The organism is Streptomyces sp. ALI-76-A (assembly GCF_030287445.1).
GTDB lineage: Bacteria > Actinomycetota > Actinomycetes > Streptomycetales > Streptomycetaceae > Streptomyces.
The window spans coordinates 3827288-3846833 of record NZ_JASVWB010000002.1 but is presented as its reverse complement, the minus strand read 5'-3'; the positions used below and the strand labels follow the sequence as shown (position 1 = coordinate 3846833).

The window sequence follows — 19546 nt, the reverse complement described above, 5'->3', positions numbered from 1 at the left end:
GTTTCGTCAACCCAGCCATGCTAACCACCCCCCGTTCGAGATCGCCCGTGGACGAGATCACGGGTCGGACGAGGGCGGACCGGGAGGGCGGGAAACCGGCCACCCCGGCGTGGCCGATACGCTGGGGGAGTGACGTTCCCGGTAGTCGGCATGGTCGGCGGGGGGCAGCTCGCTCGTATGACACACGAGGCGGGCATCCCGCTCGGCATCAGGTTCAAGCTTCTCAGTGACACCCCGCAGGATTCCGCGGCGCAGGTCGTGAGCGATGTCGTCATCGGCGACTACCGCGACCTCGACACGCTGCGTGACTTCGCGCGCGGGTGCGACGTGATCACCTTCGATCACGAACACGTACCCACCGAGCACCTCCGGGCGCTGGAGGCGGAGGGCATCCCCGTCCGCCCCGGCCCGGACGCGCTCGTGCACGCCCAGGACAAGGGCGTGATGCGGGCGAGGCTCGCCGCGATCGGCGTGCCGTGCCCACGGCACCGGATCGTGCGCGACCCTGCCGACGTGGCGGCCTTCGCCGCGGAGGGCGTGGCCGAAGGCGCCGCGGGCGACGGCTTCCCGGTCGTCCTCAAGACCGTCCGCGGCGGTTACGACGGCAAGGGCGTGTGGGTCGTCCGCTCCGCCGAGGAGGCCGCCGCGCCCTTCCGCGCCGGCGTGCCGGTCCTCGCCGAGGAGAAGGTCGACTTCGTCCGTGAGCTGGCCGCCGACGTGGTCCGTTCCCCGCACGGCCAGGCCGTCGCCTACCCCGTCGTGGAGTCCCAGCAGGTGAACGGCGTCTGCGACACCGTGATCGCGCCCGCCCCCGGCCTGGACGAAACCCTCGCGCTCAAGGCCGAGGAGATGGCCCTGACCATCGCCAAGGAACTGGACGTCGTCGGCCACCTCGCCGTCGAGCTGTTCCAGACCCGCGACGGCCGCGTCCTCGTCAACGAACTCGCGATGCGCCCGCACAACTCGGGCCACTGGTCGATGGACGGCGCGATCACCTCCCAGTTCGCCAACCACGTCCGCGCGGTCCTGGACCTCCCGCTCGGCGACCCGCGCCCGCGCGCGAAGTGGACCGTCATGGTCAACGTCCTCGGCGGGGACTACCCCGACATGTACTCGGCGTACCTGCACTGCATGGCCCGCGACCCCCAGCTCAAGATCCACATGTACGGCAAGGACGTGAAGCCCGGCCGCAAGGTGGGCCACGTCAACACCTACGGCGACGACCTGGACGACGTGCTGGAGCGCGCCCGTCACGCTGCCGGCTACCTGAGAGGCACGATCACCGAATGAGCCCCGTTGTTGGCATCGTCATGGGTTCGGACTCCGACTGGCCCGTCATGGAGGCCGCCGCCCAGGCCCTGGACGAGTTCGAGATCGCCTACGAGGTCGACGTCGTCTCCGCGCACCGCATGCCGCGCGAGATGGTCGCCTACGGCGAGCAGGCCGACGGGCGCGGGCTGAAGGTGATCATCGCGGGCGCGGGCGGCGCGGCCCACCTGCCCGGCATGCTCGCCTCCGTGACGCCGCTGCCGGTGATCGGCGTGCCCGTGCCGCTGAAGTACCTGGACGGCATGGACTCGCTGCTGTCGATCGTGCAGATGCCGGCCGGCGTGCCCGTCGCCACCGTCTCCGTGGCCGGCGCCCGCAACGCCGGTCTGCTCGCGGCCCGCATCCTGGCCACCCAGGACGAGGAACTCCTCACGAGGATGCGGGAGTTCCAGCAGGAGCTGAACGACCAGGCCACCGAGAAGGGCAAGCGGCTGCGCGCCAAGGTCGACGGAGCGGGCAACGGCTTCGGCTTCGGGAAGTGACGGCGATGACCTCGCTGGAGGCGGCCCGGGAACTCCTCGCCGAGTTCCCGGTCGCCGACGGGCACAACGACCTGCCCTGGGCGCTGCGCGAACAGGTCCGCTACGACCTCGACGCCCGCGACATCGCCGCCGACCAGCACGCCCACCTGCACACCGACATCCCCCGCCTGCGCGCGGGCGGGGTCGGCGCGCAGTACTGGTCGGTGTACGTCCGCTCGGACCTGCCCGACCCGGTCCCGGCGACGCTGGAACAGATCGACTGCGTACGGCAGTTGCTGGCACGCCACCCGGAGGACCTGCGTGCGGCGCGGACGGCGGCCGACATGGAGGCGGCGCGGCGTGAGGGCCGGATCGCCTCGCTCATGGGCGCGGAGGGCGGGCACTCCATCGCCGGCTCCCTCGGCACCCTGCGGATGCTGTACGCGCTCGGCGTGCGCTACCTCACGCTCACCCACAACGACAACGTGGCGTGGGCGGACTCCGCGACCGACGAGCCGGGCGTCGGCGGGCTGTCGGCCTTCGGCCGTGCGGTCGTGCGGGAGATGAACCGGGAGGGCATGCTGGTCGACCTGTCCCATGTGGCCGCCTCGACCATGCGGGACGCGCTGGACACCTCGTCGGCGCCGGTGATCTTCTCCCACTCCTCGTCCCGGGCGGTCTGCGACCACCCGCGCAACATCCCGGACGACGTCCTGGAGCGGCTGCCCGCGAACGGCGGCGTCGCGATGGTGACGTTCGTCCCGAAGTTCGTGCTCCCGGAGGCCGTGGACTGGACGGCCGCGGCCGACGAGAACATGCGGGCGCACGGCTTCCACCCCCTCGACACCACCGCCGAGGCGATGCGGGTGCACCGGGCCTTCGAGGAGCGCACTCCGCGTCCGGTCGCGACGGCGGCCACCGTGGCGGACCACCTCGACCACATGCGCGAGGTCGCCGGCGTCGACCACCTCGGCATCGGCGGCGACTACGACGGCACCGCCTTCACCCCCGACGGCCTCGACGACGTCTCCGGCTACCCCCACCTGATCGCCGAGCTCCTCGACCGCGGCTGGTCGACGTCCGACCTGGCCAAGCTGACCTGGCAGAACGCGGTACGGGTGCTGGGCGCGGCGGAGGACGTGGCGCGTGACCTCCAGGCCACGCGGGGTCCGTCCAACGCCACGATCGAGTCGCTCGACGGCTGACCGGGCTCCCGCTGGAACATGACATCGATGCGAGATCCCAGCGTGGGCGGTGTCGGACCGGGAGACCCGGAGGCACGCGGGCGGATCGGTGGGCCGGCGGCGCGGACCGCTGTGAGCGGGCGGTCGCCGCGGTACCACGCCGAGCGGGGGCTGCCGGCCGTGCCCCCGGGGGCACCGCGACTGCCCGGAGGCACGGCCGTCGGCCGGGTGATCCGCGTCCAGGAACCGTCCGCGGCCGGTCCGCGCGGCAGCGACATCAGGGACCTGCCGCCCCGCACGCGGAACGCCGACGACGGCTCCCCGGCCGTCGCCCACCCCGGAACCCGACGCCGACCTCACCGGGAGAGGCGAGCACATCGACCGCACGATCGCCGGCCTGGTGGTCCGCTCCCGGAGACCCTGGACGAGGTTTCGACGCGGCCCGGAAGGTCCGACCCGCGCGCCGGCGTCAGTCGCGGGTGAGCCTGTAGCCGACGCCGCGGACCGTCCTGATCAGTGACTGGTCGGCGTCGCCCAGCTTGCGGCGCAGATAGTAGACGTACGTCTCGACGGTCCCGGTACGGAACGGGGCTCCCCAGACGCGGTCCAGGATCTGCTGCTTCGTGACCACCTGGCCGACGTTCTCCAGCAGGTAGCCGAGCAGCCGGAACTCCCGGTCCGACAGCTCGATCCGGACGCCCTCCCGCCAGACCGCGCGGCGGTCCGCGTCCACCGTCAGACTCCCGTGGCGCAGCAGCCGGCTCTCGTCGGACAGATCCCGCTCCAGCAGGCCCTGGAGGTGCGCGACCGCTTCGGCGGGCACGAACGGCTTGGTGACGTGCCCGTCGGCGCCCGACATCACCTGGCGCACCGCGGCCCCGGCCCGCGGGTCGTCGTGGCCGGAGAGGAACAGCACCGGCGCGCGCACCTCGGCCGCGCGCAGTCCGTCGTACGTCTCCAGGCCGTCGTCGTCCGGCAGGTCCAGGTCCAGGACGACGAGGTCGGGCCGGGTGGAGCGGCCGACGGGTATCGCGAACCGGCCGCGGCCGGCCGCGTACACCTCGAAGCCGAGTTCGCTGAGCCGGGAGATCAGGGGACGCACGGACCGGTCGGCGGTGACGACCAGGGCACGGAGGGGGGTTGGTCTTTGAAGGTTCACGTATTGAGGACGAAGTCCGGCCGCCGAAGGTGCCCGTGCGGTACCCCGAACGCACCGCCCACCAGGAAGGCCCCCGGGCTCCGTGCGACGGTGACGGTACAGCGATCAGTACGGCGATCAGTACGGCGATCGGGACGACCACGAGGTGGACCGCGAGGCAGATCGCGACGTGGACCACGCACACGTCGTGTCGCACGCCGTATCTCACGACGTAATTCACGACGTACGGAGCCCGCCATGGCAGACCTCCAGGACGAACTGCACACCACCACCGAGGTCGGCGAGTTCGGCGACGACCTGCCGGAGTCCCTCCCGGAGCCCGCCTCCACCGCCTTCCCGGCGAAGCCGTACGCCGCAGGCCCCGGCACCTCCCGTCTGGACCGCGCCCGCGCCCTGCTGGCCGAGCACCCCGTCGCCGACGGCTACAGCGGGCTCCCCTGGGCGCTGCGCCATCTGCCCTGGTACGACCTGGAGATGGGCGAGAGCGCCGTCGACACGGACGTGCCACGGCTGCGCGAGGGACATGTGGGCGCGCTGCTGTGGTCGCTGCACCTGCCCGAGAGCCTCGACGGCGACCGGGCCGTCGGCGCCACCATGGAGCAGCTGGACCTGGTGAGGACGGTCGTGCGCATGCACCCCGAGGGGCTGCGCCTCGCCCACTCCGCCGGACAGATCACCGACGTCCGCCACTGCGGCCGGATCGCCGTCCTGCTCGGCCCCGCCGGAGCCGCCGCCGTGGGCGACTCGCTCGGCATCCTGCGCTCCCTGCACGCGCTCGGCCTGCGCCTCCTCACCCTGACCGGGGTGTCCTGGGCGAGCGAGGCCGGACTCACCCGGTTCGGCGAGGAGATGCTGCGCGAGATGAACCGGCTCGGCGTGCTCGCCGACCTGTCCGGCGCCTCCGGGGAGACGATCCGCCGGGTGCTCGCGGTGTCCAAGGCGCCGGTGGTGTGCACCCGTTCCGCCGCCCGCGCCCTGCGCCCCCACCCGGCCAACCTCCCCGACGACCTGCTGGCCCAGCTGGGCGCCGTGAAGGGGCTGTGCATGGTGCCGTTGACCGCCGAGCAGACCGGCGCGACCGTCCGGGACGTCGCCGACCACCTCGACCACGTCCGCGCCCTCGCGGGCGCCGAGTGCGTGGGTCTGTCGGGTACGTACGACGCGGGTACCGCCCACCCGCAGGAACTCGGCGACGCCTCCTGCTACCCGTACCTCGTCGCGGAACTCCTCCGGCGCGGCTGGCCCGAAGCCGACATCGCCCTGCTGACGTGGGGAAACGTCCACCGGGTGCTGCGCGGCGCCGACTTCGCCGCCCACGCCGCCCAGCAGCGCCGGGAGCCGTCCACCGCGACCATCGCCGAGCTGGACGGCTGACCCGGGCGGCTGGCCCGGGCGGTCAGAGCGGGTCGATCCGGCACAGGCAGAAGGGGTGGCCCGCGGGGTCGGCGTACACCCGGAAGTCCTTCTTCACGTCGTCCTCCCGGTCCAGGACACGGGCCCCGAGCGCCAGCACCTGCTCCTCGGCCGCGTCCATCTCCTCCCAGGTCGTCCCGGCGTCGAAGTCCAGGTGGAACTGCTGCGCGTTGCGGTCCGCGCGCGGCCACTCCGGCGGGGTGAGACCGGGCGCCCGCTGGAAGGCCAGCCGCGGCCCGTCCGGAACCCGCAGGACGACCCAGTCGTCGTCCTCGGCCTCGGGGGTGCCGCCGCCGATCCGCGCGTAGAACTCGGCGAGCGCGCGCGGGTCGGGACAGTCGACGACTACGGAACGCAGACGGGCCACGGGTGCGGATGCCATGGGGTCGGTCCTCCCGGTTCGACGGAGGGTCAGGGACGCCGGCTGATCAGCCGGCACAGAGGCAGAACGGGTGCCCCGCCGGATCCGCGTAAACCCGGAAGCTCCGCGAGCGGTCCTCCGTGTCCAGCGGCCTGGCGCCCAGCGCCAGCGCCTCCTTCTCGGCCGCGTCCAGGTCCGTCACGGTCAGGTCCAGGTGGAACTGCTGCGACTGGTCGGCCGACGGCCACTTCGGCGGTACGTACCCGGGAGCGGCCTGGAACGCCAGCGTCTGCCCGTCGGACAGCTTCAGGTCCACCCACTCGCCCTCGTCGGCCACGGTGCCGCCGAGCACGCTCGCGTAGAACCGGGCGAGGGCGCGCGGCTCGGGACAGTCCAGGACGACGGCGCCCAGCTTGGCGAGAGCCATGACTTCCTCCTCGGAGTCGGAGTTACCTGCCTTCGGGTTACCGCTAGAAGCGAGTAACCGGTAACAGTTACTGCATGCTGCCCTATGCGCGGTAACGAGGCAAGGGGATTCGGTGCCGCCGCGTCCGGGACGCCCTCGGGACGGACGGTTACCGCATGCCGGGGCGTCGGCGGTAACGTCACGGTATGAGTGAGAGATCGCCCGCTCCCGGGGGCCTGGCGCTGGTCGAGTCCCTGGTGAACACGCTGGACATCGAGACGGGCGCCGACTCGCTGGACGGGGCGGAGGGCCGGGCGCGCTTTGGACTGGCCGAGGCGGAGGTGTCCGGGGCCCGGGAGCTGCGCGAGTCGCTGCGGGCGGCCCTGCTCGCCCACGCCGGCCACCCGCAGCACCGCGCGGTGACCCCGCTGGGCGCGTTGCTGGCGGCCGCTCCGCTGGTGGTGACCGTCGACGGGCGCGACGGCTCGGCCGCCCTCGCCCCGGCCGACGGGGGCCCGCTGCTCTCCCGGGTCGCCGCGGCCGTCGCCCAGGCCCTCGTCGAGGGCACCTGGACCCGGCTGAAGGCCTGCGAGGCGGCCGACTGCCACTGGGCGTACTACGACCGCAGCCCGGCCGGCCGGGGCCGCTGGTGCTCGATGCAGGTGTGCGGGGCCCGCGCGAAGATGCGCCGGTACCGGGCGAAGGACTGACCCGCCCCTCGCCTCCCGGTCGGCCCTGGCCGGGAGCCGGAGTTCTCCGGCGGAGTGACGGCCGTCATCCCGGTCTCCTCGGAAAGCGGTTCCCGAAGGGCGGTGAAGATGTGGAGAATGGGGCAGGCGCCGCTCCGGCCGGCTGAGCCCCGGCCGGAGCGGCGTCCACCACGGGCGGCGGGCCGGGCCGGCGGTCGCCGGTGACTCCGAGGCCCTCTCAGGCTGTCGGCCGCCCCATCGCCCGGTACCTCCAGCCGGCCTTGCGCCACAACTCCGGGTCGAGGGCGTTGCGCCCGTCCAGGACCAGCCGCTGGGCCGCGACCTCGCCGAGCGCCGCCGGGTCCAGCTCGCGGAACTCCCGCCACTCCGTCAGATGCAGGACGGCGTCGGCGCCCCGCACGGCGTCGACGGCGGTGTCGGCGTACCCGAGGGTCGGGAAGATGCGGCGGGCGTTGTCCATGCCCTTCGGGTCGTACACCGTCACCTGGCCGCCCTGGAGGTGGATCTGCCCGGCGACGTTCAGCGCGGGCGAGTCCCGCACGTCGTCCGAGTCGGGCTTGAAGGTGGCGCCGAGCACCGCGACCCGCTTGCCCAGGAAGGGCCCGCCGCCCAGCGCCTGCCGCGCCAGCTCCACCATCTGCCCGCGCTGGCGCATGTTGATCGAGTCGATCTCGCGCAGGAAGGTCAGCGCCTGGTCGGCGCCCAGCTCACCCGCGCGGGCCATGAAGGCGCGGATGTCCTTGGGCAGGCAGCCGCCGCCGAACCCGATCCCCGCCCGCAGGAACTTCTTGCCGATCCGGTCGTCGTACCCGATCGCCTCCGCCAGCCTCGCCACGTCGCCGCCGGAGGCCTCGCACATCTCCGCCATCGCGTTGATGAAGGAGATCTTGGTCGCCAGGAAGGAGTTCGCGGAGGTCTTCACCAGCTCGGCGGTCGGGAAGTCCGTGACGACGAACGGGGAACCACCGGCGACCGGGGTGGCGTACACCTCCCGCAGCAGCTTCTCGGCGCGCTCGCTGCGCACGCCCACCACGATCCGGTCCGGGTGCAGGGTGTCCTGGACCGCGAAGCCCTCGCGCAGGAACTCCGGGTTCCAGGCCAGTTCGGCGTCCGCGCCGGCCGGGGCGTTCGCGGCGAGGAAGGCGGCGAGCCGGTCAGCGGACCCGACCGGCACGGTCGACTTGCCGACGACGAGGGCGGGTCCGGTCAGATGCGGCGCGAGCGAGGCGAAGGCGGATTCCACGTACGACATGTCGCAGGCGTACTCACCGTGCCGCTGGGGGGTGTTCACGCACACGAAGTGCACATCACCGAAGGCCGCCACCTCGGCGAAGTCCATGGTGAACCGCAGCCGCCCGCTCGACCCCTCGATCCCGGCCACGTGCTTGCGCAGCAGGTCCTCCAGCCCCGGCTCGTACATGGGGACCTCGCCCCGCTGGAGCATCTCGATCTTCTCGGGCACGACGTCCAGCCCCAGCACCTCGAACCCGAGCTCCGCCATGGCCGCGGCGTGCGTGGCGCCGAGGTAGCCGGTGCCGATCACGGTGATCTTGAGGCTCATGAGGTGCTCCAGGTGGGACGGCCGTGGGGTGCGGTGGACGAGCATAGTCCGGGCAGGGCGACAGCTCCCGGCGGGCGACATTCCCGCTGTCGCCAAGCTCACGTATGCCTGCGGTGGTCCGACCCTTAAAATTTGAGTTACTTAACGGTAATTAGCGCCAGCATCACAGCGTCCTTGGAGCGTGAGAGACCTTGGCCGGATCGGCTGATTTCGACCTGTACCGCCCGTCCGAGGAGCACGACATGCTCCGGGACGCGATCCGTTCACTGGCCGAGGCGAAGATCGCGCCCCACGCGGCCGCGGTGGACGAGGAAGCCCGCTTCCCGAAAGAGGCGCTGGACGCCCTCGTGGCCAACGACCTGCACGCGGTGCACGTGCCGGAGGAGTACGGCGGCGCGGGCGCCGACGCGCTGGCCACGGTCATCGTCATCGAGGAGGTCGCCCGAGCCTGCGCGAGCTCCTCGCTGATCCCGGCGGTGAACAAGCTCGGGTCCCTGCCCGTGATCCTGGCGGGCTCCGAGGACCTGAAGAAGAAGTACCTCGCCCCGCTGGCCAAGGGCGACGCGATGTTCTCGTACTGCCTCTCCGAGCCGGACGCGGGCTCGGACGCGGCCGGCATGAAGACCAAGGCGGTCCGCGACGGCGGCTTCTACGTCCTGAACGGCGTGAAGCGCTGGATCACCAACGCGGGCGAGTCCGAGTACTACACGGTGATGGCGGTGACCGACCCGTCCAAGCGCTCGAAGGGCATCTCGGCGTTCGTGGTCGAGAAGTCGGACCCCGGGGTCTCCTTCGGCGCCCCGGAGCGCAAGCTCGGCATCAAGGGCTCCCCGACCCGCGAGGTCTACCTCGACAACGTCCGCATCCCCGCCGACCGCATGATCGGCGAGGAGGGCACGGGCTTCGCCACGGCGATGCAGACCCTGGACCACACCCGGATCACCATCGCCGCGCAGGCGCTCGGCATCGCCCAGGGCGCGCTGGACTACGCCAAGGGCTACGTCCGCGAGCGCAAGCAGTTCGGCAAGCCGATCGCCGACTTCCAGGGCGTCCAGTTCATGCTCGCCGACATGGCCATGAAGATCGAGGCGGCCCGTCAGCTCACGTACGCGGCGGCGGCCAAGTCCGAGCGCGGCGACAAGGACCTCACCTTCCAGGGCGCGGCGGCGAAGTGCTTCGCCTCGGACGTGGCGATGGAGGTCACCACGGACGCGGTCCAGCTGCTCGGCGGGTACGGCTACACGCGGGACTACCCGGTGGAGCGGATGATGCGCGACGCCAAGATCACACAGATTTATGAGGGCACGAACCAAGTCCAGCGGATCGTGATGGCCAGGAACCTCCCCCAGTAGAGCCACCTCCCCGGCCGGACTCCTCGCAGCCGGTCCGGTCGGCCGTTCCGGTCGGCCCTTCGGGTCGGCCGGGACAGCGCGAGCCCGTGCTCGACGGCATGCTCCTTCGTGTCATCCCCCGGCCCTCCCGTGGATTCCCTCGGTCCGCCCCGTGGCGGATACCGCCCAGCAGGCGTAGGACGGAAGGGCGGGAGCCGATCCCGTGGTTCCCGCCACCGAAGGAGGAACCATGCAGCAGCCGAGCACGACCCAGCTGAACAAGGAGACGCAGGACTGCGTCGAGGCGTGCATGGCGTGTCACAGCGCATGCGAGGAGACGATGAGCTCCTGTATGCAGATGGGCGGCCAGGCCCAGATGCAGATCATGCGCGCGCTCATCGACTGTTCCGAGACCACTCGCATGTGCTCGGACATGATGATGCGCCGCTCACCGATGGCGGCCGACATGTGCGCCCTGTGCGCCACGGCCTGCGACCTGTGCGCCGAGGCGTGCATGTCCATGCCGGACGACCCCGAGATGATGCGCTGCGCCGAGGCCTGCCGCCGTTGCGCGCAGACCTGCCGTGCCATGGCGGGCGCCACGATGTGACCCCGCCGGCCGGGCTCCAAGGGCATCCACAAGGGTGCCCTTGACCGGGCCCGGCCCGCTCGTCGGACCTCGAAGGGGGCGGTAGCCCCTCATGCCTCGGCCGGCTCGCGTCCTCTCGCTGGTCCACGACTCGGCGAGCGCGGGGGCCGCCCACCACGACGCTCAGTGCTGTCGAGCGCCCCGGACCGCCTCGCGGGCAAGGGCACTCCCAGGACCGGGGTCTCAGGAGAACAGCGGCTCCAGCGCCGCCGTCAGATCGGCCGCCTGCCGGAAGTGCAGGGGGCGCATGCCGAGCGCGGCGGCCGTCTCCACGTTCTCCTCGGTGTCGTCGACGAACAGGCAGCGGTCCGGGCGTACGCCGGACAGGGACGCGGCGAGCCGGAGGATACGGGGGTCCGGCTTGGCCAGATCGACGCGGGCGCTGTTCACCACGTGGTCGGCGAGGTCCGTCAGGCCCAGCAGGGCGAGGTCGTCCTCCAGGCGGAGCGTGGCGTTGCTGACCAGGACCAGGGGAACGTGGCTGCGGGCGCGGCGCAGGAGGGACACCACCTCGTCGTCCGCCCGGAAAGGCGACTCCAGCAGCGCGGTGCCCAGCTCCCACGCCGTCGCCTCGGACACCAGCCCGGCCAGGCCCTCGACGATGGACCGCACCCACTCCTGCGCGTCGATCCGCCCCAGCAGCAGCGGCAGGTCCGTCTCCGGCGCGAAGGCCACCTTCATGGTGGTGCCCTCGGCCAGCCCGGCGGTGCGCTCCAGGGCGTACAGCCGGGCCGGGTCGTAGAAGCGGATCACGTTGTCCACGTCGCAGAGCACCGCGTCGAACGGCGCTCCGCCGCTTCGGTCACTCACCCGAGACCGTGACCTTCTCGTCGTTGTTCAGCTCCTCGACCAGCGTCTTCACCTTGGCCTTGTCCCAGAGGAGGTTGCCGTTCGCGGAACCGGAGATCGGCATGTTCATCGACGTGCCGTCGCCGCCGTTGACGCTCTTCATCGCCCAGAACATGGACGCCAGGTCGTACAGGCCCATGTCCTTGTCGACGATCAGCGAGTCCAGGCCCGCGCCCATCGTCGGGTACAGCTTGAAGGGGTTGAGGACCGTGCTCGGGGTGGCGACCTGGTTGGCGAGGGCCGCGAGGAACTTCTGCTGGTTCTTCGTACGGTCCAGGTCGGAGCCCTGGAGCGCGTACCGGGTCCGGACGAAGGCGAGGGACTGCTCGCCGTTCAGGGTCTGTTTGCCCGCCTCGAAGTCGGCGCCGGACTTGGTGTCCTTCATGCCGCCCTTCGGGATCTCGATCTCGACGCCGCCGACCGCGTCCACGATGTTCGCGAAGCCGGCGAAGCCGATCTCCACGTAGTGGTCGATGTGCAGGCCGGTGTTGTACTCGACCGTGCGCACCAGCAGCTCGGGGCCGTCCTCGGCGTAGGCCGCGTTCAGCTTCACGTGCCGGCCCGTGCCCTGGTACGTCTTGCCGGACTCGGAGCCCGTGAACGTCGGGATCTCCACGTCCGAGTCACGCGGCAGCGAGATCAGCGTGTCGCCGCCACTGCCGACGTGCAGGATCATCACCGAGTCGGTGCGCTTGCCCTCGGCGGAGCCGGTGTGCAGCTTCTTCTTCTCCTCCGCGGACATGCCCGCGCGGCTGTCGGAGCCGACGATCAGGTAGTTGGTGCCCTCGCCCGCCTCCGGCCGGTCGATGACCTTGGACAGGTCGACCTCGCGGTTGAGTTTGCCGTCGGCCCAGAAGTACGTGCCGACGGTGGTGACGATCAGCGCGGTGCCCACGACGATCGCCGTCCACTTGATCCGGCGGCGCCAGTCCGGCGCCGGCCGCGGGCCTCGGCCGCCCCCGGCACCCGGGCCGCCGGGCCCGCCGCCGTAGACCTGGCCGGTGTTGTAGCCGCTGTCGTACCCGTCGCCTTGGCCCTCACCGCCGTTGACGTACGACGGCTGCTGCGGGACCCCGCCGGTGTACGGCGGGGACGCCGGGCCGGAGCCGTACCCGCCGCCCTGGCCGCGCGGAGCCGCCGAGCCGCGGCGGACCTGCCGCATGACGCGTGCGCTCTCGGGCTGTGCGCTCGCGCTGCCGCGTCCGTACCGGTTGCCGCGGTTGTCGTCGGACCATCCCTGGGGCCAATCGTTCATGCGCCCAGTGTGCAGGGCTGAGCCAGGTCCCTTACAAGGTTCGTCGGAAAATAAGGGCATCCCTGTTGCGAAGCTGACACACAATTCGGACTTGTCGCCTCGGCATAAGGTGGAGGCCATGACAGACCAGGCCCCGGCCGTGGAATCGGAAGCTCCGGATATCCCGGGCAAGCCGACCTCGGCGTCCCGCACCACACTCAGCCACATCATGACCCACGCCGACACCAACCTGCTGGGCACGGTGCACGGCGGCGTGATCATGAAGCTGGTCGACGACGCGGCCGGCGCGGTGGCCGGCCGGCACAGCGGCGGGCCCGCCGTCACCGCGTCCATGGACGAGATGGCGTTCCTTGAGCCGGTCCGGGTCGGCGACCTCGTGCATGTGAAAGCACAGGTGAACTGGACCGGCCGGACCTCGATGGAGGTCGGCGTACGGGTCCTGGCCGAACGCTGGAACGAGTCGACCCCGCCCACCCAGGTCGGCTCGGCCTACCTGGTGTTCGCCGCGGTGGACGCCGACGGCAAGCCGCGCCGGGTGCCGCCGGTGCTCCCGGAGACCGAGCGGGACAAGCGCCGCTGCCAGGAGGCCCAGATCCGCCGCACCCACCGGCTGTCCCGCCGCCGGGCGATCATGGAGCTGCGGGAGCGGCGGGCCGCGGAGGGCTTCGAGGACTGAGGCGGCCGAGGCGCCCGGCAGCCGCGCGCGGCGGGGAGCACCCGCGCCCGGGGCGCCGCGCGCCCACGCGCCCCTACGAGCACAGCACCTCGTCGCCCCGCACCACTCCGGACTCCCCCTGGGCGGGATCCTCGGCCCGCACCCGGCGCACCTGCGTGAAGTCCGTCCCCGCGATCACCTTCAGCGTCGCCCCCAGCCCCTTCACCGGGCGCAGTTCGCTGCCGGGCAGGGCCGCCGCCAGCGACCGCGCCGAGCGGTCCCAGCGGGGGTCGTGGGCGACGACGGTCCGCCGCACGGAGCGGTCGGCCGAGGTCACGGGCTGCCGCGTCGTACGGAACCCGGTGGCCGCCAGCGCCGCGTCCACCCGCCTGCCGAGGCCGGCCGTGGGCGTGCCGTTCTCCACCTGGACGCGGATCTGCTGCGGGGCCACCGCCACCCGCACGACCTCGCTCCGGGGCCGGTGCACGGACAGCGGCTGGTCCTCGCGCAGGGAGTGGAAGAGGCGCTCGGACTTCTGCGGGTCCCATTTCAGGGTGGAACCGACGCCCTTCACCGCGTATCCCATCCGCTCGATCGGCACGGTGGTGAACTCCGAGGACGAGGGGGAGAAGTTCCGCATCGCCCGGCCGAGGTCCAGCAGTTCGCCGGTGCCGAAGCCCTTGTCGGCGCGCACGGAGCCCAGGACGGCCCGGGTGACGTCCCGGAACTTCAGGGGGTTGAGCAGGATCCCGGAGGAGGTCGCGCGCTCGATCAGGGCCGCCAGGAAGCGCTGCTGGCGCTGCATCCGGCCGAGGTCGGAGGCGCTGTCGACGTGCCGGGCGCGGACGTACTGGAGGGCCTGGCCGCCCCTCAGGGTGTGCGTGCCGGGCGGGAGGTCGAGGCCGGTGTAGGTGTCCTTGAGGGGATCGGCGGTGCAGATCTTCACCCCGCCGAGGACGTCCACGGTCTTCATGAAGCTGGTGAAGTCGACCTCCAGGTAGTGGTCGATCTTCACCCGGGTCATCTTCTCGACCGTGCGGACGGTGAGGTTCGGGCCGCCCTCCGCGTACGCGGCGTTGATCTTGATGGGGTGGCCGCGGTGCTGCTTCCCGGTGATCTGGTCGGTGTGCGGGGGCGTCACGGCGTACGAGTCGCGCGGCAGGCTCACCACACTCGCCCGCTCCCGGTCCTCCGAGATGTGCACGATCATGATCGTGTCGGTGCAGTGGCAGGGCGCGCCGCCGAGCCGGTACGTCCGCCGCTCGGCCCTGCTGATCGTGTCCCGGCCGTCCGTGCCGACCAGCAGCACGTTCATGCCGTGGCCGGCCCGGGGCCGGTTCTTCATGTCCTTGAAGGGATCGACCCGGGTGATGTCCGCGTCGAGGCTGGTGACCACGGCGTGCCCGATCCCGGCGGAGGCGAGGACGACCACGGACAGCGTGGTCACCGCCCGCATGGCCCAGCGGGGTTTCCTGCGCCGTACGGGGGGCCGCGGCGCGCGGGCGGGCCGGGGGCGGCGCTGGGGGTGGGGGGCGGGGGAGCGGGGCGGCTTGGGGGGCATGGGGGGACACCTCCGCGAGGGCCGAACGTGGGATCGTGAGCACCGTAGGCCCATACGATCTGCGACCCCGGGCACCACCCGGGCGGGGCGCACCGGTGTCCCCCGTTCGCGGTAACGTGAGCCCCCTATGAACGCCAAGCCCGACGTGCGGTTCCCCGCCGTTTCTGTGATCATGCCCGTCCTCAATGAGGAGCGGCATCTGCGCGGAGCCGTCCAAGCGATCCTCGCCCAGGAGTACGCCGGCGAGATGGAGGTCGTGATCGCCCTCGGTCCGTCCACGGACCGTACGGACGCGATCGCCGCCGAGCTCGTCGCCGAGGACTCCCGTGTGCACACCGTGCCGAACCCGACGGGCCGCACGCCCGCCGCGCTGAACGCCGCGATCAGGGCGTCCCGCCATCCGATCGTGGTGCGCGTCGACGGACACGGCATGCTCTCGCCGAACTACATCGCCACCGCGGTACGGCTCCTGGAGGAGACCGGCGCGCAGAACGTCGGCGGCATCATGCACGCCGAGGGCGAGACCGACTGGGAGCACGCGGTCGCCGCCGCCATGACCTCGAAGATCGGCGTCGGCAACGCCGCCTTCCACACCGGTGGTGTGGCCCAGCGGGCCGAGACCGTCTACCTCGGGGTGTTCCGGCGCGAGGCGCTGGAGCGACAGGGCGGCTACAACGAGGAGTTCATCCGCGCCCAGGACTGGGAGCTCAACTTCCGGATCCGGGAGGCGGGCGGCCTGATCTGGTTCTCGCCGGAGCTGAAGGTGTCCTACCGGCCGAGGCCGTCGGTGAAGGCCCTCGCCAAGCAGTACAAGGACTACGGCCGCTGGCGGCACGTCGTCGCCCGCTACCACGAGGGTTCCATCAACCTGCGCTACCTCGCCCCGCCGACCGCGGTGTGCGCGATAGCGGCGGGCGTCGTCGTCGGCGCCCTGGTCACCCCGTGGGGTTTCGTGATCCCCGGCGGCTACCTCGCGGCGATCGTCCTCGGGTCCGTCCCGGCGGGCCGGGGGCTGCCGCTGAAGGCCAGGCTGCGGATCCCGGTCGCCCTCGCCACCATGCACATGTCGTGGGGCTGGGGATTCCTGACCAGCCCGAAGTCGCTGGCGAAGAAGGTCATCGCCTCGCGCCGCCCCGCGGTCCACGCGGACGCCGCCTCGAGCTGACGCAGAGTCGGCGGGAGCCGACGAGAGCCGGTGCGGAACCCGGGGCGACCGTGCGACCACGGTCGCCCCCGTTCGTTCACCGGCTCAGCCGGCGCACTTCACCTCGTCGGCCGTGGACTTCTCCACGTCCGGCGTCTTGGCCGAGGCACCGTTGAACTTGACGCCCGCGCCCTTGAAGTCCTCGCCGAGGACCAGGGTCATCGCGGGTAGCCCCTGGGAGTTGGTCACGCTCTCACCCGGCTTCATCGCGGACCCGGACAGACCCAGCAGATCGGCGAGCCTACGGGCCTGGGCGGCCTGGTCCGGGGCGTACTCCAGCGTCGTCCTGGCCTGCGTGGTGCCGGCGTTGCCCGCGTTCTCGGACTTGTCGACGCCCGCGGTGTTCTGGAGCCAGTCGAGTTCCTGCTGGGCGCTGCCGCCCGGCGCACCGCCGTTGAGGATGCGCACCCGCACCTGGGAGGCCGCCGACTTGGGGCCCTTGAGCCGGGCGGCGACCGCCGCCTTCTCCTTCGCCTGCTGCTGCTTCACCTCGGTGAACGACACATCGTTCTTGATCATGTCGAAGACCTGGGGTGCCTTCGCCTCGTTGACGACCACCGTCGCCTTGACCGTCTCGGCGGGATTGTCCTCCACCGGCAGCGTGGTGAAGGTGATGTTCTTCGTCGGCACCTTCTTGATCTCCAGCGCCATGTCCTTCAGCGTGCCGACCTTGCCGATCGCGGAGTCCACGGTCAGCGCCTCGGTCGCGGCCTCGGCCAGTTTCACCAGCTTAGTCGGGCTGGTGAGGGTGTCGCTGGAGGACATCTGGCGCATGAGCGAGCCCAGGAACTGCTGCTGCACCTTGATCCGGTCCAGGTCGCCCTGGTTGCCGAAGCTGTGCCGGGTCCGCAGGAACGCGAGGGCCTGCTCGCCCTCCACCTGCGACTCACCCTTCGGCAGGACGAGCTTCGACTCCTTGTCGTTCACGGCCTTCGTCACGCACACCTTGACCCCGCCGACCGCCTTGGTCAGCGTCTTGACCGCGTTGAAGTCGGCCATCATGAAGTGGTCCATCGGGATGCCGGTGGCCTCCGTCACCGTACGCATGGTGCAGCCCGGGTCCCGGCCGCTCTCGCCGAGGCTCCTGTTGAAGCGGACCTGCTGCTGCCCCGGGACGGTCACCTCGGTGCCGTCCTCCTTCCTGGTGAGGCAGTCGGGAATGTCGACGATCAGGTCGCGCGGGATGCTGAGCGCGGTCGCGTTCGAGCGGTCCTTGGCGACGTGCAGCAGGATCGTGGTGTCGGCGTGGCCGGCGCTGCCCTTGTCGCCGTAGCCCTCGTTGCCCTCGCCGGTGCGCTTGTCGGTGCCGATGACGAGGACGTTGAAGGCCTCGTCCTTCTTGAAGCTGCTCGCACCCGCGTCACCGACGTCGTTCGTCTTTATGTTGCCCGCCAGGTGCTGGAGGTAGAAGTAACCGGCGCCCGCGGCGGCGACCAGGACGAACGCCATCGTGCCGCCGGTCCACAGCACGGCCTTCTTGGCCTTCGACTTCTGCTGCTCAGGCCGGCGTCCGCGCCGCCCGGGCAGTGGCTCCTGCGGACGCCTGCGCGGCGACGGAACCGAGCGTCCGGGGGCCGCGGGCGGCGCCGTACGGGTCCGGGCGGCCGTACCCGCGCCCCGGGGTCGCGGAACCGTCGACTGCGGTGCGGAAGGGCTCAGTCGCAGTTCGTATTCGCCGGTGTCCGGGTTCAGCACCCACTGGTCTGCGGGGTCGACGTTCTCCGCCCGCCCACGGCCTTGCGTGTCCACCGTTGTCGGAATCCTCCGTCTGGGCCAGATCTCGTGGCCGGGGATCACTGGACCGCTCACACTAGCCGCACCATGGGGCGGCGACGGAATTTTCCTGTGGATTGACGGAACGGGGAGCCCGTCTACCAGCGGTAGGGCTGGTAGACGTCCATGCACTGACCGGTGTCCGACCCGTTGATGGCGTCGGAGTTGCTGGGCAGGTCACCGGCCTCGGGGGACGCCTGCTTCGGATACGCCGTGCCCGTGCGCCAGTCGGCGCCGACGACGACTGTGACACCGGAGGCATCGGTCGACTTCTTCACCGAACTCACAGGAATCCCGAGGGACTTGGCGACCGCTTGGGCGTCACCCGCCAGTTCGGCGCTCGGATAGCGCACCACGGTCCGCTCCTCGGCCACCGCCGGTGAGGTGTCCTTGCCCGCCCTCGTGTAGCCCTTGGCGACCAGCGCCTCGGCGATCGTGCTCGCGCGCCCGGCGACCGGGCCGAGTGCGGCGGTGCGGGTGGCGTTGCTCACCAGGACGCCGATCTCGTCCTTCGCGGCCGCGGGATCGCCGGTGCCCTTGTCGGCGCCCGCCGTCTGCCGGGCGTCCGTCTTCGAGCCGTCCGTCTTCGCGTCCTCGTTCTTCGAGCCCTCGCCCTTCGTGCCGTTGTCGTCGAAGGGCACGTCGTCGCGGAGCATCGCCCACATCTTCTCCGCGTCGTCGCCCGCGGGCAGCAGGTGGTTGACGTTCTTCGGGTCCTGCACGGTCGGCATCGTCGTCATCGTGATGCGGTCCGTGGGCACCGTCTTGAGCTGCATGCCGAGGTCGTACAGCTTCTTCACCGTGCCGATCTCCTCCGAGACCGTCAGGGACTCGGTGGCCGCCTCGGCCAGCTTCGTCAGCCGGCCGCCGTCGGTGAAGACGTTCTGGTCCTTCAGCGTGCGGATCATCGAGTTCATGTACATGTGCTGGGCGCGGGCCCGCAGCGGGTCACTGCCCCAGGCGTGCCGGGTACGCAGCCACTGGAGCGCCTGCTCGCCCTCGACCTTGGTCCTGCCCGCCTCCAGCTTCAGCTGGGAGCCGCCGGACACACCGGGCAGCGGGCGGTCCCACACGTTCTGCCTCACACAGACCTCGACGCCGCCGATGGCGTCCGCCATGCTCACCACGCCCGCGAAGTCGATCGTCATCCAGTGGTCGATGTAGACCCCGGTGAGGTTCTCCCAGGTGGCCAGGGTGCAGCCGGCCCCGCCGCGGCTCAGGGACTCGTTGATGATCCTGTTGGTCGCCGCGTACGCCTCGCCGGTGTCCGGGTCCTTGCACGCCGGGATGTCGACCCGGGTGTCGCGCGGGATGCTGACGACCGCCGCGCTCTCGCGGTCCGCGGAGAGGTGGATGAGCATCTGCACATCGCCCAGCGGCGGGTTGTCGCGATGGTCCCTGCTGCCGCCGAGGGCCACGTTCGCGTCGGACTTACGGCTGTCCGAGCCGATGAGCAGGATGTTCAGCGGGGTCTGGCCGTCCGCGTTCGGCTCGGTGCGGTTCGCCTTGGAGTCGCCGCTGCTGCGCTCGCCCTTCTGGATGTTGCCGTTGAGGTGCTGGTAGTACAGGTATCCGGCGCCGGCCGTGCCGAGTATCAGCACCGCGAGTGTCGTCGCCGACCAGCGCAGCACCCGGCGCCTGCCCCCGGGCCGCTGCCGGCCGCGCTGTCCGCCGTGCCCGCTCCC

General features: G+C 71.5%; 18 protein-coding genes. 9 read left to right on the top strand and 9 right to left on the bottom strand.

The window, feature by feature from the left end:
* Positions 1 to 129 precede the first annotated feature (129 nt).
* Genes QQS16_RS18020 through QQS16_RS18010 form a run of 3 tightly spaced genes read left to right on the top strand, consistent with a single transcriptional unit; the run spans position 130 to position 2995 of the window.
* The gene (locus tag QQS16_RS18020) at positions 130 to 1290 is read left to right on the top strand and encodes a 5-(carboxyamino)imidazole ribonucleotide synthase (RefSeq protein WP_286062837.1); all 1161 of its coding nucleotides are present in this window, start codon (positions 130 to 132) and stop codon (positions 1288 to 1290) included.
* Positions 1287 to 1811, top strand: a complete 525-nt coding sequence (gene purE, locus QQS16_RS18015; RefSeq protein ID WP_286062835.1) for a 5-(carboxyamino)imidazole ribonucleotide mutase — start codon at positions 1287 to 1289, stop codon at positions 1809 to 1811. Before QQS16_RS18020 ends, purE begins: the two co-directional genes overlap by 4 nt.
* 5 nt (positions 1812 to 1816) lie before the next feature.
* Positions 1817 to 2995 carry a dipeptidase gene (locus QQS16_RS18010; protein ID WP_286066367.1) on the top strand — a complete coding sequence of 393 codons (1179 nt, stop codon included), beginning with the start codon at positions 1817 to 1819 and terminating at the stop codon, positions 2993 to 2995.
* Positions 2996 to 3443: 448 nt separating this feature from the next.
* Here QQS16_RS18010 and QQS16_RS18005 read toward each other — a convergent pair whose 3' ends face one another.
* Positions 3444 to 4133 carry a response regulator transcription factor gene (locus QQS16_RS18005; RefSeq protein WP_286062834.1) on the bottom strand — a complete coding sequence of 230 codons (690 nt, stop codon included), beginning with the start codon at positions 4131 to 4133 and terminating at the stop codon, positions 3444 to 3446.
* Between the two features lie 237 nt (positions 4134 to 4370).
* Here QQS16_RS18005 and QQS16_RS18000 point away from each other — a divergent pair, with 237 nt between their 5' ends.
* Entirely contained in the window at positions 4371 to 5507 is a 1137-nt protein-coding gene (locus QQS16_RS18000; RefSeq protein ID WP_286062832.1) for a dipeptidase, read from the top strand.
* A gap of 22 nt (positions 5508 to 5529) precedes the next feature.
* Here the strand turns inward: QQS16_RS18000 and QQS16_RS17995 are convergent, their stop codons facing one another.
* On the bottom strand, positions 5530 to 5928 hold the full coding sequence (locus tag QQS16_RS17995) for a VOC family protein (RefSeq protein ID WP_286062831.1): 399 nt from the start codon (positions 5926 to 5928) through the stop codon (positions 5530 to 5532).
* Between the two features lie 46 nt (positions 5929 to 5974).
* Positions 5975 to 6334 carry a VOC family protein gene (locus QQS16_RS17990; RefSeq protein WP_286062829.1) on the bottom strand — a complete coding sequence of 120 codons (360 nt, stop codon included), beginning with the start codon at positions 6332 to 6334 and terminating at the stop codon, positions 5975 to 5977.
* Between the two features lie 185 nt (positions 6335 to 6519).
* Here QQS16_RS17990 and QQS16_RS17985 point away from each other — a divergent pair, with 185 nt between their 5' ends.
* Entirely contained in the window at positions 6520 to 7023 is a 504-nt protein-coding gene (locus QQS16_RS17985) for a CGNR zinc finger domain-containing protein (protein ID WP_286062827.1), read from the top strand.
* A gap of 217 nt (positions 7024 to 7240) precedes the next feature.
* Here QQS16_RS17985 and QQS16_RS17980 read toward each other — a convergent pair whose 3' ends face one another.
* Entirely contained in the window at positions 7241 to 8584 is a 1344-nt protein-coding gene (locus tag QQS16_RS17980) for a UDP-glucose dehydrogenase family protein (RefSeq protein WP_286062825.1), read from the bottom strand.
* A gap of 191 nt (positions 8585 to 8775) precedes the next feature.
* Here QQS16_RS17980 and QQS16_RS17975 point away from each other — a divergent pair, with 191 nt between their 5' ends.
* Both QQS16_RS17975 and QQS16_RS17970 read left to right on the top strand, forming a co-directional pair.
* Complete coding sequence (locus tag QQS16_RS17975) at positions 8776 to 9936, top strand: acyl-CoA dehydrogenase (protein ID WP_286062824.1); 1161 nt, start codon at positions 8776 to 8778, stop codon at positions 9934 to 9936.
* Positions 9937 to 10165: 229 nt separating this feature from the next.
* Entirely contained in the window at positions 10166 to 10525 is a 360-nt protein-coding gene (locus QQS16_RS17970; protein WP_286062820.1) for a four-helix bundle copper-binding protein, read from the top strand.
* A gap of 222 nt (positions 10526 to 10747) precedes the next feature.
* Here the strand turns inward: QQS16_RS17970 and QQS16_RS17965 are convergent, their stop codons facing one another.
* Both QQS16_RS17965 and QQS16_RS17960 read right to left on the bottom strand, forming a co-directional pair.
* Entirely contained in the window at positions 10748 to 11374 is a 627-nt protein-coding gene (locus QQS16_RS17965) for an HAD-IA family hydrolase (protein ID WP_286062818.1), read from the bottom strand.
* Positions 11367 to 12668, bottom strand: a complete 1302-nt coding sequence (locus tag QQS16_RS17960) for an LCP family protein (protein ID WP_286062817.1) — start codon at positions 12666 to 12668, stop codon at positions 11367 to 11369. The genes QQS16_RS17965 and QQS16_RS17960 overlap by 8 nt, the downstream gene beginning before the upstream one ends.
* Before the next feature lie 118 nt (positions 12669 to 12786).
* Between QQS16_RS17960 and QQS16_RS17955 the strand changes: the two genes are divergently transcribed.
* Positions 12787 to 13344: an acyl-CoA thioesterase gene (locus QQS16_RS17955; protein WP_286062816.1), complete on the top strand. Its 558-nt coding sequence runs from the start codon at positions 12787 to 12789 to the stop codon at positions 13342 to 13344.
* A gap of 73 nt (positions 13345 to 13417) precedes the next feature.
* Here the strand turns inward: QQS16_RS17955 and QQS16_RS17950 are convergent, their stop codons facing one another.
* Positions 13418 to 14884, bottom strand: a complete 1467-nt coding sequence (locus tag QQS16_RS17950; protein WP_286062814.1) for an LCP family protein — start codon at positions 14882 to 14884, stop codon at positions 13418 to 13420.
* 127 nt (positions 14885 to 15011) lie between these two features.
* On the opposite strand from QQS16_RS17950, the gene QQS16_RS17945 reads away from it, so the two are divergent.
* Positions 15012 to 16049 (top strand): glycosyltransferase family 2 protein, encoded by a 1038-nt coding sequence (locus tag QQS16_RS17945; protein WP_286062813.1) that lies wholly within the window; start codon positions 15012 to 15014, stop codon positions 16047 to 16049.
* Between the two features lie 84 nt (positions 16050 to 16133).
* Here QQS16_RS17945 and QQS16_RS17940 read toward each other — a convergent pair whose 3' ends face one another.
* Together QQS16_RS17940 and QQS16_RS17935 are read right to left on the bottom strand one after the other, a co-directional pair.
* Positions 16134 to 17837, bottom strand: coding sequence for an LCP family protein (locus tag QQS16_RS17940; RefSeq protein ID WP_286062812.1), 1704 nt, complete (start codon positions 17835 to 17837; stop codon positions 16134 to 16136).
* A gap of 122 nt (positions 17838 to 17959) precedes the next feature.
* Positions 17960 to 19489: an LCP family protein gene (locus QQS16_RS17935; RefSeq protein WP_286066366.1), complete on the bottom strand. Its 1530-nt coding sequence runs from the start codon at positions 19487 to 19489 to the stop codon at positions 17960 to 17962.
* Positions 19490 to 19546 lie beyond the last annotated feature (57 nt).